The following is an 18,570-nucleotide window of genomic DNA, read 5'->3' as shown; positions in this document are numbered from 1 at the left end:
AAAACAACAAACTTTACGAAAAGAGCCAAAATTAATAAAGGAGGGAAACCGCTCTTGGGGATTCCTTCTTATCAAACCGTACATGCGCTAATAAGTCATATAGCTTACAAACGTGCTATATTGAATGCTTCATTTAAATTGTGCATAGAAAATCATTTGGACATTTTTGGTGAGGAAGCTATTCTTCAACAAGTTCATTAATCTGAAGATTCATAATTAACCTCAAAACAGCACTCTTTCGGAATATTTAGTGACAGTAAATCAAATAATAGGAAAAATAATTTAATGGTGATTAAAAAATGAGACAACTATTTATTTTCGTACTTTTGTTTTTCCTCGTAAGCGCATTAAGTGCTATTCTAGATATCATTCAAGGTTTGGGTATGGCGGAATCGCTACATGGTTTATTAAAAATAATACAAAAGATAACAGGTGAAGAAATTTGCCTTATTTTACTGTTTTTCTCCCCTCCAATTTTTTTCAAATTAAGAAACAATAAACAAACATCGTAACTACATGCCAGGAGTGTTTTTATTTTTTACTAAAGCAATAATTAAAAGAACACAGGGTATGACAATTTGAAAAGGCAAATGTAAATAATAAGGAACAAATTTTAGCCCTTCATTAATATGCTCAATGTAGTTAGGAGCCATGATGAGGGAGCAAATTAAAACCGTAATACCGATTGGATAAATCAATTTTTGTCGTTTAACATTAAATAAATCAGCAGCCCCCAATAATGCACAGAAGAAAAAAACGGTTATTTTTACAAAACCTAATAGGACCATGCTAATGATGACCAAAATATCCAGCCGCTGAATAAATTCTGCTATGTTAATATAACTAACTGCGGTAAGCAGCGGGAAAGCAGATCTCGAAGCAATATCGGCACCTACTATCGCGATATTTAGTAATGTGAAAATGAGTAGGATAATGCCGCTAGAAGCAATTCCAAAAAGCCCCACTTTTCTGGCAATCCCTTTTTTATTCAAGAAAGGCAAAAGCATGGTAAAAGTAATCATCTCACCGAAGGGAATTGTCAAAGTGGTTGGAAATAGAGATTTCCAGATTGGCCTCCAGCCGTTTTCCAGTATTGGACGAAGATGATGAAGCTTAATAATCCCACTGGCTGTTTCAAAGAAAATTAACAGAAATAGCACGAACACAATGATGAAGAAAGTAATCTCGGATATGCGAAAAAAAACTTCAATTCCCTTATACGCCGCATACATCACACAGGCGATCATAATGATTCCGATTGTCAGGAGTGAACTTGAACGATATGCTGTTATCACTAATAGTTCCTCAAAATCACGTAATACCCTGGATGAAATATATATAAAATAAATGACATACAATAGACCTACTATCCAGCCTGGATAACGACCTAGAATTTTTTGAAGGTAAGAGGTCAACGGAATAGAGGGATACAGGACATATAATTTAGAAAACACCATATATAACATGCAGCCCAGCCCAATTCCTATTATAACGGTAATCCATGTGTCTTGTTGTGCACTTTCTATCATTCCAATGATTAGGGCGCTGCCTAATTCAAATAAAAAAATAACCACAAACAATTGAAATCCGTTGACCTTTTCCTGAATCATTTCTTTTACCACTCCTTGATTAATAAGGGTATGGCTTAATCCGCATTCCTGTCCCTTCAATCTCCACATTCACATCGACTTTAATCTTCGCCTCTGAAAATACCTGATTCCAGCGGTTTTTAGATTCTTTCCATCTGCCAGGATCACTCAACCTGAATATTTCCCCAAAACCGAAGACATCACTTTTTAACTTTTGCGCAGCCAGAATACCTTCCATTATTTCCTTTTTTAGTTCTTGCTCAGCCTTTTTCTCATATTCTTTTAAAGTCTCGCGTTTACTTATGTCCTTATTGCAGAGCAATTCAGTTATAGCTCCATAGGCATTTACTTGAACAGTTATGATTGCTTGTTGATTTTTCAATTTGACTTTTGATTTATTTTTCAAATGATTCACGATAATGTTGTTATAACGTTTCTTATCACAATGAAATTTCAAATTGGTTGTTTTTAATTTATTAGTAATGATTTGCAAGGACTTTGTTTTCTCACCATCAATCCAGCCCACGAGCTTCCCTTTCCTAAACACAGCCACCCCATCAAGGACGACAAATGTTTTTTCCATTTTTTCCAAGTTATCTTTGCTGGTTCCCGTTTTCTGGTCCCCTTTCACAGTAATCCCACTAATGTATGGTTCCGAACCAAAGTTTGTTAAGTCCTCGATAACTTCATAAATTTTTGTCTCCCCATGTTCCCCCGATGTTAATGAGGCATTCTTTAATTTTCCTACCAGATTTCTGACAGGGATTTTATCAATAGAGGATAGGGTATCCATCGTCGCCTTTACCCCTGAATCCCGGGCAATTAATACAGGTACATTGACACGAACACCTGCATCACGCTCAAACACATCAAAAACGAAGTTTAAACTTTCTTTTATAGCCAGCTGCTCACCAATGACAATTAAATGAATATGTGAAAAAATATTGCGTCGTGAAAAAATACTTGTAGAATTCAAAGCTGCTTCTGATAAGGTTTTGCCCGTAGATTTAAAGTCGACCACTGGGGTAGATCCTGTTCCTGCCCCTTTTGCTACGTTTTCACTAGGGTTAATCACCTGAAAGGTAAACTCGTAAAGTTCTTTTTTTGGAAGATAGTCGATGCCGAGTCCAATGACTATACCTATTTCATTTAATTCTTTATAATTGGAGAATCCTGAGAGTGCTGAAAATAAAGTTATGAAAATGCACAAAAATGATTTTCTAAATCGAATCATTCTCATTCTGTCTTCCTCACTCTTACTTTGTTCTTTGTATTGGTTGTAGATGGTCTTCTAATTAGGTTCTGGATGGAAAATCGAAATAAAACGTCTTTTTGATCATCCAGTCTGAATGGAGCCATTGGTGCAAGATAAGGTACCCCAAACGAACGAAGCCCGCACATATGCATGCCTATAATTAAAGAGGCAATTAATACACCATAAAGTCCTGCATAGGCTGCCACGATTAATAAAATGAAGCGAAGCGTTCGTGCGGTGATTCCAATATTGTAGTTGGGAAGAGCGAAACTAGCGATTGCGGTAACGGAAACAATGATGACCATCGCAGCAGAGACAAAACCTGCTTCCACTGCAGCTTGTCCTAATATTAGTGCACCTACGATCGATAAAGCCGAACCAACTGCTCTTGGCATCCTAATCCCTGCTTCGCGTAATACTTCAAAGGTAATCTCCATAATAAAAGCTTCTACAATAGCCGGAAAAGGAACGGCTTCCCTTTGTGCAGCTATACTAACAAGCAAAACGGTTGGTACAAGTGTCTGATGGTGGGTAATCATGGCCACATATAAAGCTGGTGCATATAATGCCAAAAAGAATGCCACTAATCGCAGGGTCCTTAATATACCGCCAATGTACTGGTTTTGATAATAATCCTCAGGAGATTGAAAAAGTTGTGTAAAGGTGACTGGGACAACTAGAACGTAAGGAGTCCCGCCGATAAAAATTGCCACTCTCCCTTCGAGTAAATTTCCAACCACTACATCCGGACGTTCAGTATTCTGTATAGTTGGAAAGGGTGTGTGCTGTTCATCCTGTATAAAGCTTTCAATATAACTTGATTCAAGGATCCCATCAATTTTGATTTTTTTCAGTCGCTCTCTTACTTCCCTAACAATTAATTCATCTGCGATTCCCTTTATAAACATAATTTCTATTCCAGTTTGCGTCACTTTTCCAATCTTCATCGATTCAATCCGCAAATTTGGACTTTGGATGCGGGATCGGACAAGTGAAGTGTTCGTTCTAAGGTTTTCCGTAAAACTGTCTTTTGGCCCGCGGATGACGGTTTGTGTAGTAGGTTCAGCGATACTGCGTTTCTCAAATTCTTTTGTATCAAGGATGAATGCGCTTGTGCTACCTTCAATAAATATGACTGTGTTCCCGGATACGATGGCAGAAAGTATTGGTTTAAACGTGTTTTTTTCCTTAATATTTGAAATGGCTACTGTTTGTTCAATTTCATCCACCACTGAATCTAGTTTCCAGTTATTTCTTATAAGAGGGTCGATAATGTGTTCATTAATGATTTGTGTATTTGTAATCCCATCGATATGGATTACTGCCAAAGCAGTTGGAATATTATTTCGCTTAATATAACGAACAATTAAATCTGAACTATTACCTAACTCTTCTGTAATATAAGCCACATTTTCACTAACATTCTCTTTCAATAACTCGTTAGTGCGAGTTGGCTCCTCTTTATTTTGTTGATTTTCATTAATAGAAATTGTTTCCACATAGACCCCCTGCTTACTTTCACCTAATTTTTATTATTTTTACAAATAAATAGCAATTTATGTAAATTTACTCCATTAATAAAAATAAAAGGCTCTTTTCGTAAAGTTTGTTGTTTTTGGGAATAACACTGTCCGTTCCTCTCCGCTACAGGCGCTCAGCAAACCCGCGGGGAGGAAGTCGAGCCTCCTCGACGTTCCGTCTGCGGGGTCTCGACCTTTCCTCTATTTCCCGCAGGAGTCAAGCGCCTTTCGCTCCAATCCACTCGGTGTTTTCAATATAGTTAAAAGCAACAATCTCTGAGAAAAGAGCCAAATAAAAAGACGGGATTGCTAAACTGGCAATCCCGTCTTTTTTCTTTATTCTTTTCCAATTCGTTACATACACAACCGCTTTCAGAGTGAGTCCGGAAATTTCGGCACTAGTTTTTTAGAGGACTTATTGAGTCGTGCAGTCTATTTCAATTGGTGAACTAACTGTTAAATTTTGTATTAGATAATAAATATATTTTAACCGGCCAAGGGTAACCTAATTTCAATTATCGTACCTTCATTCAAATTACTTTTAAAGCTAATCCTTCCATTATTCTGATTAATAATATTTTGGCAATTCATAATTCCAAGTCCGGAAACTTTTTCTTTTATAGTGGAAAGCGGGGTTCCTAAAAGTGTTAGCAATTCCTTGAGTATATCTTCGCCATGTATTTGAAAGATGATAATACATTCACCTTTTGAACCATTTCTTAGATGAATACAGATTTCTCCTCCATTATTAACTGCTTGGATGCTGCTCTTCATTAAATGGAGGAATACTTGTTTTAATTGATTCTTTTCACCAATGACAAATATAGGCGAATTTTCAACATTAAGTTTATATGTAATGTCATTCAGCCTAAATTGTGGAGTTAGTAAATCTAGCGTATTTATAATTAATTCTATGACATTTATACATTCCATTTGAACTGCTTGTGGCTTCCCTAAAAAAAGCAGTTCGCTCGTAATCGTTTCAATTCGTTCCAGTTCACTAAGTACCAATTTAGTATACTCATCCGAATGGTTATCCTTTTGATATAGTTGAACAAAACCTTTTACGGTTGTAAGCGGGTTCCGTATTTCATGCGCCACTTCTGCTGCTAGTTCACCAACTATCGAGAGTACATCGGATTGCATGATCATTTCTCCCATCGCTAATAAATAACTTTGGTGTTATTCATCTGATATATTTTTTGTGCGACCCCTGATTTTATGGCTGCAGATGCAACAGCTGATGCTACATGAACCACCACCCTTTGGTCAAAAGGATTAGGGATGACATAATCTGTGTGAAGCTCTTCATCAGAAATCAATCCAGCGATAGCAAAAACTGCGGCTAATTTCATTTCTTCATTGATTTCCTTTGCTCGAACGTCTAATGCTCCTCGAAAGATACCTGGAAATGCCAAAACGTTATTTACCTGATTAGGGAAATCTGACCTTCCGGTGCCGACCACAAGTGCGCCGGCAGCTTTTGCATCCTCCGGCGTAATCTCTGGCACCGGATTTGCCATTGCAAAAATGATCGCGTTTTCGTTCATGGAACAAACCATTTCTTTTGTAACAGCACCAGCACCCGATACACCCACAAATACATCCGCTCCTACTAATGCGTCCGCCAATGTCCCTTGTTTTTTCTCCTTATTTGTGATACATGCCATTTCATCCTTAAATTTATTCATACCAATTTTGCGGCCTTCATATATAATTCCCTTTGTATCACATAAAATGATATCTTTTACACCCATATTCTGAAGCAGCTTGACTATGGCAACACCTGCAGCACCTGCACCATTCACGACTACACGAATGTCTTCAATTTTTTTTTCCGCTAGTTTAAGAGCGTTAATTAACCCTGCAGCCGTTACAATGGCAGTACCGTGTTGATCATCATGGAAAATAGGAATCTCGCATGCTTTTTTTAAGCGGTCTTCAACTTCAAAACATTGTGGCGCAGCAATGTCTTCTAGATTTACTCCCCCAAATGTGGGCTCTAATAGCTTTACAACCTCGACAATTTTATCGGGGTCCGTAGTGTCTAGGCAAATAGGGAATGCATCAACATTTGCGAATGCCTTAAATAACAATGCCTTTCCCTCCATTACTGGCATGGCAGCTTTTGGCCCAATATTTCCAAGACCGAGTACGGCGGTCCCATCTGAAACAACTGCAACAAGGTTGCCTTTCATTGTGTAATCATAAACTTTGCTATCTTCTTCATAAATGTCTATGCAGGGCTCTGCCACACCTGGTGAATAGGCCAGACTCAAATCATGTGCATCCTTTATATCGACTTTAGAATAAACTCCAAGCTTTCCTTGGTTTTCTTTATGCAATTTTAATGCTTTTTCACGTAAATTCTGCACGCTGGTAATCTCCCTTCAAGAACACAAAGTATCCCTCTTCCCATTTCCTTTTAATTCACCAAACATTTGCCTTCCATTTTCCCGCTTTCATGAATTTCCCCAACTGGCTGCAAATCAACTCCACCCCGGTTCCTTCATGTAATAATGGTGGAGCAATTATTAATTGGTTCACAACCCCAATTCTTTTAGCTTCAATTCCCCCATATATTTGACCACTCATGATTACTTCCTTTGCTTTTTCTTTTCCAATCAGGGTTATTAAAGAATCCTCCCCAGGCTTTGTCGGGCTTGACCCTTTTAAGAAACCAAATCTAGCAGATTTAGTTGCCACCCTATAATCACATCCAAGAGCCAATTCAAAACCTTCTCCAATTGCAAAACCCGAAACTATAGCGATAGTTGGAAATGGCATTCCTTTGATTTTTTCAATAGCTCCGGTAAAAAGCTGCATGTTTGTTACAAATTCTTTCTGCATCCCTCGACTTCTTTCAACTTCAGTCTCAGCAAAAACAACTTTGCTTGTGCTCATTAACACCATCGCCTTTACCGTTTTCACCTGCTCAATTTCGTAAAGACAAACATTCATTTCTATTAAAAACTTCCTATTAATAGCATTTGAGGGAGGGTTACTCATTTTTATTACTGCAATCTGCCCTTCCATTTCCCAGCTGACTAATTGAGACATATTAATCCTCCTGGAAAAATTGAAGCAGTTCTCCATTTTTTAATTTGAAATCTGACACTTTCATTCTTCACTTCCTGTTTTTCAAGTGTCAAGCAATTCACCAATCTAACCATTTCTGTAATTTCAAGCATTTTTACCATAGTCCACCTCTTTCCATTTACCTAAAAATATTATTATTAAACGATTTTAACCTTTCAGTTTATTAGTGTAAAATACACATAAGTTGCGTATCGTTAACTTATAGTTAAATTTCAATTAAAAACTACCAATTTCGAACACATGAGGACGTAAATATTATATAAAGCAACAGCCAATTACGAAAGCTGCTAAAGGTGTTCCAGAAAAAAGAAGTCTCTAATCTATTAATCTTTAAAAATATTTTTAGCAATTATGTCCTTCATGATTTGATTCGTTCCAGCATAGATTGCCGCAACTGGAATGTCACGGTATCGGCGGGCAATTGGATATTCCTCCATAAAGCCATACCCGCCATGCAGCTGCATACACTCCCCCGCTATTCGTTTGGCCATATCGGTGATCCACCATTTCGCCATGGATACTTGGGTCACTACATCTTCTCCATTCATATGCTTGATGATGAGATCGTCAATGAAAGTACGGCCCAGTGCAACCTCAGTAGCCATTTCAGCAATTTTAAATTGTGTATTTTGGAATTGGCTTATGGACTTTCCAAAGGCCTTTCTATTTTTCACATAGTCTATAGTCATTCGAAGCATTTCTTCCGCACTTACTTGAGCTGTAATGCCAATAATCAGCCTTTCCTGCTGAAGTTTGTTCATCATATAATAAAAGCCTTTTCCTTCTTCACCTAAAAGATTAGCAGCAGGAACACGTGCATCCTGAAAAATCAATTCAGCTGTGTCTTGACTGCGCAAGCCCATCTTGTCCAATTTTTTTCCTCTAGAAAAGCCAGGTGTACCACGTTCAACGACTATCAAGCTGATTCCTTTATGGGCTGGAACCGCATTTGGATCCGTTTTACATGCTACTACAATAAGATCGGCATGAATTCCATTGGTGATAAACGTTTTCTCTCCATTTAAAATATAGTAATCCCCTTCTCTTCTGGCCGAAGTTTTAATATTGGCAAGGTCAGATCCAGCTCCAGGTTCGGTCATCGCAATGGCCGCCACCTTTTTACCGCTGACACAGTCAGGCAGCCAGCGCTGCTTTTGTTCCTCGGACCCATACTCAATGATGTATGGCACTACGATATCATTGTGTAACCCAATCCCTATTAAACTAGTGCCAACACGTTCCAGTTCTTCATTAAAAATGACTGAATATGCAAAGTCTGCGTTTAAACCACCATACCTTTCATAGACGTTTGGACACAGAAAACCTTGATTCCCAACCTTTAGCCAAAACTCCCGTGGAATAATACCCTCTCGTTCCCATTCTTCATAATAAGGAACTGCTTCTCTTTCTAAAAATTTTCGAACCGATTCTCTAAATATTTTGTGTTCATTTTGAATGTATTTAGGTGCCATCAAGGTCTACTCCTTTTGATTAATGATTTCCAAAAGAATTCATATTTTATTACTTAACATTTATTTCGCAATATTTATTTTATTTTAACTATTATTAAAAATAGTGTAAAATACATGATAGTTTCTTATCTTTAATTTTCAGTTAAACCTTGGAGGTAATTGTATGCATTTTGAGCAAATTCAGTACATTGTCGAAATTGGAAAACAAGGATCTATCACCACTGCTGCGGAAAAACTCCACGTTTCTCCGCCGGCCATTAGCAAATCCATTTCGAACTTAGAAAAAGAGCTCGGGATTCAAATTTTTAGACGTTCAAAAACTGGGATGGTACCGACCCAACAAGGAAAAGCCGTTATCAAGAAAGCATTTGAAGTAATTTCAAAAATTCACGAGTTAAAAGAAGAAGCGAAATTACAAGAAGGGTTAACAAAGACTGGGCTAAAGATTTCATGTTTACCGGGTTTGACATATTCTGCCTTTGACTCTTTGGTTAAACTTCAAATTGACTTTCCTGATGTCATAGTGGAAATCCAGGAAGATGAAGTAAGTAAAATCATAAAAGACATTAAAAAAGGAAAATGTGATATAGGGTTAATCGCAGCAAATAAAACAGATTTACAAGATGTGTTTGATATTAACTATAATGAATTGGCTATTGGAACCCCGTGCATCTGTGTTGGAAGAGAATCACCGTTTGCGTTCCATGAGTTTGTAACCCCTGACGATCTCATGAATGAATGTTTAATATCAAATAAAGGAGAATATATGAAGACCTTGCGGAATTCTTATTTTCCCCATAATCGTGTTGTAATTAGTACAAACAACATTGAAATTATTCGTAAAGCTATAATTGAAGGTTTAGGCATTGGCATTGCCTTTGAAGAATTATTTCGAAATGATAAAGATGTTCTAAACGGAGATATCATTATTATTCCTATGAAAGATAGTGAACTCCTAATTAAACCTATTTGTTCTATTAATTCAAATGACAAAAGGCTTTCACCCGTAGCCGAGAAATTTTTGAAATATGTACAAGAATATTGGTATTGATTGGATATCATCTTTATTTTTCTAGGAGGCGCTTTGTTCCATCTTTTTTCAAATCAGTGACAAACATAGCTTTTCTTACTGCATTCTTTTAATGCTCCAATACCAAAAGAATTAGGCGATGATTTAGCCTACATTAAGCAAGAGACCTTGCTTAATAAGTGAATCATCGCCTACATTTTAGGAAGAATTCTCTCACTTTGCCCCATTAATGGAATTCATGTTATTTTCCTGGAAACTGAGGACGTCTTTTTTCCAAGAATGCTTGTACACCTTCTTTTACATCCTCAGTTAAGAAAAGCTCCTGAAACAATTCTGCTTCCCGTTCGAGTGCTTTATTTAAAGGTAATTCATGTCCCTCATCTACTGCCCTTTTAATATTCCGCACAGCAGTTGGGGAGTTTTTACAGATCTTTTTTGCCAGTTGAAGGCCCGCTTGCAGCCCTTCTCCCTTTGGGACCACTTTATTTACTAAACCAATCCGCAATGACTCTTCTGCGGTAATATGTTCACCCGTAAACATTAACTCCTTTGCCTTCGCTTCACCTATAAGGCGAGGCAAACGCTGTGTGCCGCCTCCACCTGGAAATAAACCAAGTGTTGATTCAGGTACCCCAATCAATGCCTGCACTTCTGCAATGCGGATGTCACATGTTAGTGCAAGTTCACATCCCCCGCCAAGTGTATAACCATTTAATACGGCAATCGTAGGTTTTGGAGAGAAATCAATTTTATTAAACTTCTCATGTGTTTTTAAAAAACTTGGGATTAAATTATGATTTCCGATTTTATCTGGGAACCCTTTTATGTCTCCACCAGCCATGAATGCTTTTTCCCCAGCACCTGTAATAATAATCGCTAACACATCACTGTCATTGTTTATGTTATCGAAGGTTTCACCTAATTGATGGATGACCGCATCACTCAATGTGTTCATTGGCGGGTTGTCAATGATCACGATTGCTATTCTGTCTTGCTTTTCCACTTTAATTAGTGTCATTTGGAATTCACCTCAAGAAGAATTTAATAGGAAACATAACTATTACTCTATTATTTTGGCTGCATGCGGATAGCACCATCTAAGCGAATGACTTCTCCATTTAACATCGGATTTTCAATTATGGTTTGTACAAGATGGGCGTATTCACTAGGACGACCTAAACGCTTAGGGAATGGAATCTGGGCACCAAGTGAATTTAATAGTTCCTCAGGAGCTCCATCAAGGATTGGCGTTTTAAAGATTCCTGGTGCAATCGTTACAACACGGATTCCATAGCTTGATAGGTCACGGGCAATAGGAAGAGTCATCCCCACAATGCCGCCTTTAGATGCACTGTATGCAGCCTGTCCAATTTGTCCATCAAAAGCTGCAACAGAAGCAGTGTTGACGATGACGCCTCTTTCGCCGCTTTCATTCGGTTCGTTTTTAGCCATCTTTTCAGCTGCTAAACGAATCACATTAAAACTACCAACTAAGTTTACATTGATAATTTTTGTAAATTGCTCAAGTGTATGTGGCCCATTTTTACTGTAGGTTTTTTGCGCTGCTCCGATACCAGCACAATTAATTGCTGCAGTGATTTTACCGAATTTTTTAACTGCTTGATTTAATGCTGATTGAACAGCCGTTTCATCTGCTACATTTGTTTTAACATAATGGACTTGATCTGATCCAAGTTCTTCAACTAAATTACTCGCTCTATCATCGTTAAGGTCAATAATAACCGCCTTCCCGCCGTTTGCGATTGTATTTCTTACTGTCGCTTCGCCTAGACCTGACGCCCCGCCTGTCACAATCAATACACCGTTCTTCAATTCCATTTCCAAACACTCCTTAATTTATATATTAGTAGAAAAAAAATTATAATCTTTCAATGATGGTTGCATTTGCTTGTCCATGGCCTTCGCAAATCGACATCAAGCCATATTTACCACCTGAACGTTCGAGTTCATGAAGTAAAGTAGTCATGATACGAGCACCTGTACAGCCAATAGGATGCCCAAGAGCAACCGCTCCACCGTTTACATTCAACTTGTTCCAGTCAGCACCAAGTTCTTGTGCCCAAACGATAGGAACTGGAGCAAATGCTTCATTCACTTCATATAAATCCATATCTGCGATGGTAAGTCCTGCTTTTTCCAATGCTCTTTTCGATGCTTCAATTGGACCTGTTAACATTAGCGTAGGATCAGAACCAACAACGCTTCGTGAAATAATACGAGCACGAGGTGTTAATCCCAGCTCTTCCGCTTTATCACGAGACATGATTAATAGGGCTGAGGCACCATCACTTATTTGGCTGGAATTTCCCGCATGAATTTTACCACCCACTTGGAAAACAGGCTTAAGTGATGCTAATTTTTCTAAACTAGTATCCTCCCTTACCCCCTCATCAGAAGAAACAATGGCTGCTGTACCATCAGGCAGCGTCACTTGGATTGGAACAATCTCACGATCAAATCGACCTTCTTTTTGTGCGAGGGCTGCCTTTCGATGACTTTCTAAAGAATATTCATCTAATTGCGTACGGCTAAGACCCCATTTATCGGCAACACGTTCAGCCGAAACACCTTGATGAATCACTTCAAATCTTTTAAAATACTCTTGGCTATGGTCTGCCACCGCTAGCGATAATGTATGTGACATGACTTCAACGCCGCCGGCTATAACAACATCCATATCACCACTTAGGATGGCTTGTGCCGCAAAATGGATGGCCTGCTGCCCGGATCCACATTGACGTTCTACCACAACTCCAGGTACTTCAATTGGAAAATCTGCGATTAACGCAGCAACCCTGGCAAGGTCAAATCCCTGTTTTCCGACCTGAGAGCCGACACCAAAAATGACATCTTCGATAATACTGGGAGAAAGCCCTGTTCTTTTAATAAGCTCTTTTAGCGTATGAGCCGCTAACTCCTGGGGATGAACAGTGCTTAAGCCCCCTTTGTGTTTCCCAATTGGAGTTCTAACTGCTTCAACAATTACTGCTTCACGCATCGTATTCTCCTTCCTAATCTTTTACATATTTTTGTCTATTTGAAAATCAGTAAGCACCAACAGAAACAATTTCCTGTAATATGCCTATTGAGAATCAACAAGTGAATATTTATTTTTAAAATTTAGATAATTAAGAATAGTATAAATTCTGTTTTGTTTTTCCTTATCATTAAAATACAATACAAAATATTAAATAATGGTTAACTCTAGTAGTTAAGAAATATCGGTGCTCTAACAGAATTCAAGTTAATTCCATAGCTTGATAATATGCTCATACTTCAAAGACTTCTTCGAATAGCCTTTTATACTTTATTGGATTCCATTATAAACCGAGGTTGGCAGCGATAATATTTTTCATGATTTCGTTTGTTCCAGCAAAGATTGGCGGGACCGCTGTATCTCTGTACCACCTGGCAATCTCGTACTCCTCCATAAACCCATACCCGCCATGTAGCTGCAAGCATTCTGAAGCTGTTTTCTTTGCCAATGCGGTCGTCCACCATTTTGCCATGGACACCTCAGTAACAATGTCCGTATTAAGCATGTGCCGCTCAATGATATGATCCAAAAACGTACGGCCAATTTGAATTTCAGTTGCCAGCTCTGCTAGTTTAAATTGAGTATTTTGGAAGGAACTAATTGGTTTCCCAAAGGCGTGGCGTTCCTTAACATAGTGTAAGGTAATATCCAACATTCTTTCTGCGCTAGCTATGGCTGAAATTGCCACTGTCAGTCGTTCTTGCTGAAGTTTTGACATTAAATAATAAAACCCTTTATTCTCTTCCCCAAGAAGATTCTCAACTGGTACAATCGCATCCTCAAAAATGAGTTCTGCTGTATCCTGTGAATGCAGTCCCATCTTTTTTAATTTCTTTCCTTTTTTAAAGCCTGGTGTACCTTCCTCTACGACGATTAAACTTATTCCTTTATGGCCCGGTACTGCATTTGGATCTGTTTTACAGGCGACAACAAATAGGTTTCCTAAAAACCCATTGGAAATAAATGTTTTTTCACCATTTATGACAAAATGGTCCCCTTTTCTTACAGCTGTAGTTTTAATGGCAGCAAGATCAGATCCTGTCCCAGGTTCAGTCATGGCCACCCCTGAAATAATTTCACCTGAAACAGCTCCAGGCAGCCACCTTTGTTTCTGTTCTTCCGTTCCGTAGCTTTCAATGTACGGCATAACAATATCATTGTGAAGTGTAATACCGCCGCCAGGTCCCAATCCTAGTTTGGTAAACTCCTCACCGATTACGACGGAATAAGCAAAATCAGCATTTAGGCCTCCATACTCTTCATCAACCCAAGGGCATAAAAACCCTTGTTCCCCCATTTTTCTCCAAAACGATAAAGGGACTATTCGATCCTCCTCCCATTGATCCACAAAAGGTGCGGCTTCTTTCTCCAAAAATTTTGCAAATGCTTTTTTGAAAATGTGATGTTCTTCTTTTAAATATGCTTTAGCAGAATGATTTGTTAGCCCTGTTAATGTTTTTGCCATGGATATCTCTCCTTTTTTACTTTCCTAAATTTACTCCTTGTTATTTTTCGAAAAATCATAACATTTACTTTATTTTAGTTTTTTCCAATAATAATGTAAAATACATGATAGTTATCTATCTTTAACTATAAGTTAAATGTCGGAATGATTCGTGATAAGTTAATGTATACTACATAGCAGCACATATATGTAACTATGAGTTACGTCTAGGTGGGATATTGCCTATTCATCTTGAGCAACTCCAATATCTAATTGAAATCGAAAAGTCCTGCAACCAGCAAATCCATTTCTACCTTGGAAAAAGAACTGGGGATCAAAATTTTCACCCGTACCAAAAACGGGACGGTTCCTACGAAGCAAGGGAAAGAATTAATAAAATAAGCATACGAAATACCCTAAAAGCTTTAAGGGTTTAAGGAAGAAGCAAAACACCAAGAAGAATAATCCAAATCCGTTTTGAAAATATCCATTAACACCGCTCTTTGTTACCAAGTATTCCATGCATGATTAGAATTTCAAAAAAATATTTCCAAATGTCACGGTTGAAATTCGAGAAAATATACCCAGTAAAGTATTAAAGGATGTAAAACAGGATGAATGTGATATCGGTTTATTGCAAGCGGATCTCACAGAATTAGAAGAAGAACTAGGGATGGTTTATGAGGTTTTTAAAAGTGGAAGACTCTGCATATGCTTGGAAAAAAATTCAAAACTAATTTCACATGAATTTGTAACTCCTGAAGACTTAATAAATGAACGGTTTGTTGTTTATAACGAAGAACATGTTAAACGGTTAATGGATTTATATTTTCCAAATAATAAAGTGGCATTCCTTACGAATAATCTTGATATTATACGAAAATCAGTAGTAGCCGGACAAGGTATCTCCATTGGCTATGATTCAGTAATTAAAAATGAACCTGAATTGCTTAACGGAGATATAAAACTCATTCCCTTTAAAAATATTCATTCCAATATATCCTCAGATATCAGTTTTTGGTATATTCGTTCATATGACAAGTCGTTTTCAGAAAATTCCAAGTGTTTTTTTAATGTTTATAAATATATTGTTAATATCCTGAATAACGAAAAGCTCCCATCCAAGGATAAATGGATGAGGCTTTTGCATCTAAGATTCCTTCATTTCTATTCTTGCTCTGGCATTATGTCATCTTTTGTTATTGATTCTATAACATGAACAAGTTCTTCTATAATATCATTTAAACTCATAATGCTTGTATCTTTTTTTAATATGCTGGAAGTTTTGTATTGTAAAGTTTTTTCTTGTTCATTCATATTAATTCCTTCATTATAAAAAAAATCAATGATGGGTGATTCATTAATAAATCGTTTTTCTAACTCATTAGCCAATAACTGGATAAAGTCTTTGCAAAGATTTAACTTAATAGCAGTATTAAATGCTTCTAGCAATAGTTCAGTACTAAGGTTATGCATAATAGTCTCACTCCACTATACTCAAATACCTTCTTTTAAGTAAGAACATGAAGAGGGAATATTCTGTTTATATCGCAGTCAATAAATAAAAAAAGCAGCGGTTCAGATCATCACCGTAAAGCTGCTTTTTTTGTGTGATATAGGATATTTTTTACAAAAAAAGAATGATCCTATAAAGAAAGTATTTTCCTCTAGATATGTACACTATTTACTAGGAGCAACTAGTACACGCACACTATCTTCCAATCGATGAGCAATATGTTTATGAGTTTTTCTAGCTTGTTTTAAATAGTTGTCTGTGAAAGCTTCCCAAGTATTCAGTGCTTCATTTGTATATTCAAAGATTGCCTTGCTATTTTGTTCAAAAACCTTTTCAGTTTTTTCCATTAAATCAAATGCTGAGTTAATTGGAGTTAAATATAGCTCTTCTAATTTACTAGCTGCTTCACTTACATGACTCTTTAAAGATTCAGTCAGTTCATGAGTAGTTTCATTTGTTTGAAAATTATTGTTTTGGAATAACCTTTTACGGGAATCTCTATTAATTTTTATTGCTTGTTCAAAAAGACCCTTTAAAGTTTTGCGGTATACTCCATTATACTTTGTTGTTTCTTTTATTACTTTTAAGTAAAGTTCTTGGCGTTGTTCTCTAAATTCTCTTGTACGAGAGACTGCACCTTCAAATTGATCCCAGAATGTTTCAATAAATGAATCTGTAACATAGCTTGTTTCTTTTTGCTGCTCTACCTTTTGAGTCTCAACTTTTGCAACTTCAACTTTTGGAACCTCCAGTTTTTTAACTTCCATTTTTAGTACTTCTTCTTTTTGATCAATCACCTTTTGAGCCATTTTATTTCCTCCTCATTTATTTTGTAAATTTCTCTATTTTATCCTCCCTATGAAACAGAGGTATGTAGAGTTCAAGAAAGCTAGAAGTCATTTTGAGAATTTGTCATGACACACCTCACAAAATTTCTATATATGTATTTTACATATATGAGGTACATTTCTCTAATAACAAATCTTTTCATTATGGAAATAACCTTATATTTATATTTGTATTATATTATTCTAATAAGTTAATGTATACTACATGATAATCACATATACTTAACTACTAGTTACATATATGATGAATGTTTCCTATGCATCTTGTAGAGTGACCCCATTTACCACAAAAGACCGGTATAAAGTCACTCTTCTTGAAACTAATTCTACAGTGCTTCAAGCTGTTTTATTGATATAAAGTTTTAATATTTTCTATTTCGCTTCACGAAGTATTTCTGCATTTTCGCCTTTATATTTTCCTACCTCTGGTAAAGGTTTAAGTGCAACGATGCCAACCACAGTACAAATTGATAGAAACAAATAGAATAACGTCCAGTTAGAATGTCCACCACCCACTGCAAGCAGTACCGGAGCTATCGCAGGTACTATTGATTGTGGTAAAGCGTTTGCCACATTCATAAGCCCAAAATCTTTTGCGGAATCTTCTTTGTTTGGTAAAATACGTGCTACTAACGCCATATCAACAGATGTAAAGCAGCCAAGACCTAGACCCATGATTATGCAGGCTAGAAGTAATGCATTGTGGCTCGGCACAAAAGAGAAAATTAATAATGCAGCAAGAATCATGAATGCTGAGATGTATAAAAATGGTTTTTGTTTACGTAATTTGTCTGATAAGAGTCCACCGATAATGCTCGTCACACCAGCAGCAGCTAAAATGAGCATGTTCATTGTACCAACACTCGTAGTTGCTTCTTCTTTCGAAAATCCTAAGCGGTTGATCAGCATTAAAGTTAAATAAGTCGTGCTGCAAAACCCCATCATAAGTAGGAATTTAGAAAATATAGCCCATGAGAATTCCGGGAATTTACGTGGACTCGGATAAACTCTACTAATTTTTTCTCCAAATGATGTTTTTGTTTTTTCCTCTTTTTCTATAACAACTTTACCTTCATTAATAAAGAGCAAGCTAACGATTGGTCCAACAATAGATGCAGCTACAACAATTAACCATTTGATATGTTCCGGAGCTGTTTTTAGAGCCATCATAGCAACTAACCCGATTACAATTCCAATAGGCATCGTTAAGCCCAACAAACCAGAAACGGTACCACGTTTCGCTTCTTCTACTTGATCAGGAATCAATGCAGTGTAAGCTGCCATTCCAAAGTTGAAGAATAATTGTGCCATACTCCAAGCCACAATGACTTGCCATATTTGCGTAGCGAAAGCTATCCACACTAGTGCGAAACAGCCTAAAAGCGAGCCAAGAAAAATCCATGTGCGTCTGCGGCCAAATTGGATATTCGTACGGTCACTGACAGCGCCGCCCAATGGATTGCCAATCAATGCGAAGAAGGCACCGACTCCAGCCACCAAGCCATAGGATGTTGTGTAACCATGTGGATCAATGTCCACCATTTTTAGAGACAACAGCAGTACAGCAGGAGTCAAAAACCCTACCATCATAAAGGTATAACCAAACATAATTCCGAACGTCAATTTGCCTAAAGGCGTTTTTACTTGACCATTCAACCCTTTTTCCGTCATAATTCTCTCTCCTTATTAATGAAAATGATTATATTTAGTGTGACAAAAGTGTTAAATTCTTTTGTCAT

19 protein-coding genes are annotated in these 18,570 nt (G+C 37.2%); 4 read left to right on the top strand and 15 right to left on the bottom strand.

Features of this window, described 5'->3' with window-relative positions; genetic code table 11:
- Positions 1-299 precede the first annotated feature (299 nt).
- Positions 300-512, top strand: a complete 213-nt coding sequence (locus ACZ5AE_RS11290) for a hypothetical protein (protein ID WP_464572294.1) — start codon at positions 300-302, stop codon at positions 510-512.
- On the opposite strand, the gene ACZ5AE_RS11285 is transcribed toward ACZ5AE_RS11290, so the two are convergent.
- From ACZ5AE_RS11285 to ACZ5AE_RS11250, 8 genes are all read right to left on the bottom strand, one after another.
- Positions 513-1,679: a GerAB/ArcD/ProY family transporter gene (locus tag ACZ5AE_RS11285; protein ID WP_464572292.1), complete on the bottom strand. Its 1,167-nt coding sequence runs from the start codon at positions 1,677-1,679 to the stop codon at positions 513-515.
- On the bottom strand, positions 1,630-2,829 hold the full coding sequence (locus ACZ5AE_RS11280; RefSeq protein ID WP_464572290.1) for a Ger(x)C family spore germination protein: 1,200 nt from the start codon (positions 2,827-2,829) through the stop codon (positions 1,630-1,632). Before ACZ5AE_RS11280 ends, ACZ5AE_RS11285 begins: the two co-directional genes overlap by 50 nt.
- Positions 2,826-4,343: a spore germination protein gene (locus ACZ5AE_RS11275; RefSeq protein WP_464572288.1), complete on the bottom strand. Its 1,518-nt coding sequence runs from the start codon at positions 4,341-4,343 to the stop codon at positions 2,826-2,828. Before ACZ5AE_RS11275 ends, ACZ5AE_RS11280 begins: the two co-directional genes overlap by 4 nt.
- A gap of 238 nt (positions 4,344-4,581) precedes the next feature.
- Positions 4,582-4,728 (bottom strand): hypothetical protein, encoded by a 147-nt coding sequence (locus tag ACZ5AE_RS11270; RefSeq protein WP_464572286.1) that lies wholly within the window; start codon positions 4,726-4,728, stop codon positions 4,582-4,584.
- Positions 4,729-4,850: 122 nt separating this feature from the next.
- The gene (locus tag ACZ5AE_RS11265) at positions 4,851-5,510 is read right to left on the bottom strand and encodes a histidine kinase dimerization/phospho-acceptor domain-containing protein (RefSeq protein ID WP_464572284.1); all 660 of its coding nucleotides are present in this window, start codon (positions 5,508-5,510) and stop codon (positions 4,851-4,853) included.
- A gap of 17 nt (positions 5,511-5,527) precedes the next feature.
- Entirely contained in the window at positions 5,528-6,739 is a 1,212-nt protein-coding gene (ystJ, locus tag ACZ5AE_RS11260) for an NADP-dependent malic enzyme (protein WP_464572282.1), read from the bottom strand.
- A 55-nt stretch (positions 6,740-6,794) separates the two neighbouring features.
- Positions 6,795-7,424, bottom strand: coding sequence for an enoyl-CoA hydratase/isomerase family protein (locus ACZ5AE_RS11255; RefSeq protein ID WP_464572280.1), 630 nt, complete (start codon positions 7,422-7,424; stop codon positions 6,795-6,797).
- A 362-nt stretch (positions 7,425-7,786) separates the two neighbouring features.
- Positions 7,787-8,935 (bottom strand): acyl-CoA dehydrogenase family protein, encoded by a 1,149-nt coding sequence (locus ACZ5AE_RS11250; RefSeq protein WP_464572278.1) that lies wholly within the window; start codon positions 8,933-8,935, stop codon positions 7,787-7,789.
- A gap of 163 nt (positions 8,936-9,098) precedes the next feature.
- Here ACZ5AE_RS11250 and ACZ5AE_RS11245 point away from each other — a divergent pair, with 163 nt between their 5' ends.
- The gene (locus ACZ5AE_RS11245) at positions 9,099-9,986 is read left to right on the top strand and encodes a LysR family transcriptional regulator (RefSeq protein ID WP_464572276.1); all 888 of its coding nucleotides are present in this window, start codon (positions 9,099-9,101) and stop codon (positions 9,984-9,986) included.
- Positions 9,987-10,206: 220 nt separating this feature from the next.
- On the opposite strand, the gene ACZ5AE_RS11240 is transcribed toward ACZ5AE_RS11245, so the two are convergent.
- From ACZ5AE_RS11240 to ACZ5AE_RS11225, 4 genes are all read right to left on the bottom strand, one after another.
- Positions 10,207-10,983 (bottom strand): enoyl-CoA hydratase/isomerase family protein, encoded by a 777-nt coding sequence (locus ACZ5AE_RS11240; protein WP_464572274.1) that lies wholly within the window; start codon positions 10,981-10,983, stop codon positions 10,207-10,209.
- 50 nt (positions 10,984-11,033) lie between these two features.
- Entirely contained in the window at positions 11,034-11,804 is a 771-nt protein-coding gene (locus ACZ5AE_RS11235) for a 3-hydroxyacyl-CoA dehydrogenase (RefSeq protein ID WP_464572272.1), read from the bottom strand.
- Between the two features lie 40 nt (positions 11,805-11,844).
- Positions 11,845-12,984: a thiolase family protein gene (locus ACZ5AE_RS11230; protein WP_464572270.1), complete on the bottom strand. Its 1,140-nt coding sequence runs from the start codon at positions 12,982-12,984 to the stop codon at positions 11,845-11,847.
- Positions 12,985-13,306: 322 nt separating this feature from the next.
- The gene (locus ACZ5AE_RS11225) at positions 13,307-14,488 is read right to left on the bottom strand and encodes an acyl-CoA dehydrogenase family protein (protein WP_464572268.1); all 1,182 of its coding nucleotides are present in this window, start codon (positions 14,486-14,488) and stop codon (positions 13,307-13,309) included.
- A 252-nt stretch (positions 14,489-14,740) separates the two neighbouring features.
- Here ACZ5AE_RS11225 and ACZ5AE_RS11220 point away from each other — a divergent pair, with 252 nt between their 5' ends.
- Complete coding sequence (locus ACZ5AE_RS11220) at positions 14,741-14,869, top strand: LysR family transcriptional regulator (protein WP_464572266.1); 129 nt, start codon at positions 14,741-14,743, stop codon at positions 14,867-14,869.
- Positions 14,870-15,011: 142 nt separating this feature from the next.
- On the top strand, positions 15,012-15,686 hold the full coding sequence (locus tag ACZ5AE_RS11215; RefSeq protein WP_464573597.1) for a substrate-binding domain-containing protein: 675 nt from the start codon (positions 15,012-15,014) through the stop codon (positions 15,684-15,686).
- Here the strand turns inward: ACZ5AE_RS11215 and sda are convergent.
- The 3 genes from sda to ACZ5AE_RS11200 all read right to left on the bottom strand — a co-directional run bounded on the left by sda (position 15,635) and on the right by ACZ5AE_RS11200 (position 18,502).
- On the bottom strand, positions 15,635-15,943 hold the full coding sequence (sda, locus tag ACZ5AE_RS11210) for a sporulation histidine kinase inhibitor Sda (protein WP_464572264.1): 309 nt from the start codon (positions 15,941-15,943) through the stop codon (positions 15,635-15,637). The two genes, ACZ5AE_RS11215 and sda, sit on opposite strands and share 52 nt — an antisense overlap.
- Positions 15,944-16,147: 204 nt before the next feature.
- Complete coding sequence (locus ACZ5AE_RS11205) at positions 16,148-16,792, bottom strand: hypothetical protein (protein ID WP_464572262.1); 645 nt, start codon at positions 16,790-16,792, stop codon at positions 16,148-16,150.
- 411 nt (positions 16,793-17,203) lie between these two features.
- Entirely contained in the window at positions 17,204-18,502 is a 1,299-nt protein-coding gene (locus ACZ5AE_RS11200; RefSeq protein WP_464572260.1) for an MFS transporter, read from the bottom strand.
- Positions 18,503-18,570 lie beyond the last annotated feature (68 nt).

The sequence above is a fragment of the Neobacillus sp. S1227 genome, from assembly GCF_055385255.1.
Note: the sequence above shows the minus strand (reverse complement) of the source record. Positions and strands in the feature narration are given on the sequence as shown.

Excerpts from the sequence above, each read along its gene's own strand:
- ACZ5AE_RS11290 (WP_464572294.1), top strand. The coding sequence starts at position 300 with ATGAGACAACTATTTATTTTCGTACTTTTGTTTTTCCTCGTAAGCGCA.
- ACZ5AE_RS11285 (WP_464572292.1), bottom strand. The coding sequence starts at position 1,679 with ATGTGGAGATTGAAGGGACAGGAATGCGGATTAAGCCATACCCTTATT.
- ACZ5AE_RS11280 (WP_464572290.1), bottom strand. The coding sequence starts at position 2,829 with ATGAGAATGATTCGATTTAGAAAATCATTTTTGTGCATTTTCATAACT.
- ACZ5AE_RS11265 (WP_464572284.1), bottom strand. The coding sequence starts at position 5,510 with ATGCAATCCGATGTACTCTCGATAGTTGGTGAACTAGCAGCAGAAGTG.
- ACZ5AE_RS11255 (WP_464572280.1), bottom strand. The coding sequence starts at position 7,424 with ATGTCTCAATTAGTCAGCTGGGAAATGGAAGGGCAGATTGCAGTAATA.
- ACZ5AE_RS11250 (WP_464572278.1), bottom strand. The coding sequence starts at position 8,935 with ATGGCACCTAAATACATTCAAAATGAACACAAAATATTTAGAGAATCG.
- ACZ5AE_RS11245 (WP_464572276.1), top strand. The coding sequence starts at position 9,099 with ATGCATTTTGAGCAAATTCAGTACATTGTCGAAATTGGAAAACAAGGA.
- ACZ5AE_RS11240 (WP_464572274.1), bottom strand. The coding sequence starts at position 10,983 with ATGACACTAATTAAAGTGGAAAAGCAAGACAGAATAGCAATCGTGATC.
- ACZ5AE_RS11235 (WP_464572272.1), bottom strand. The coding sequence starts at position 11,804 with ATGGAATTGAAGAACGGTGTATTGATTGTGACAGGCGGGGCGTCAGGT.
- ACZ5AE_RS11230 (WP_464572270.1), bottom strand. The coding sequence starts at position 12,984 with ATGCGTGAAGCAGTAATTGTTGAAGCAGTTAGAACTCCAATTGGGAAA.
- ACZ5AE_RS11225 (WP_464572268.1), bottom strand. The coding sequence starts at position 14,488 with ATGGCAAAAACATTAACAGGGCTAACAAATCATTCTGCTAAAGCATAT.
- sda (WP_464572264.1), bottom strand. The coding sequence starts at position 15,943 with ATGCATAACCTTAGTACTGAACTATTGCTAGAAGCATTTAATACTGCT.
- ACZ5AE_RS11205 (WP_464572262.1), bottom strand. The coding sequence starts at position 16,792 with ATGGCTCAAAAGGTGATTGATCAAAAAGAAGAAGTACTAAAAATGGAA.
- ACZ5AE_RS11200 (WP_464572260.1), bottom strand. The coding sequence starts at position 18,502 with ATGACGGAAAAAGGGTTGAATGGTCAAGTAAAAACGCCTTTAGGCAAA.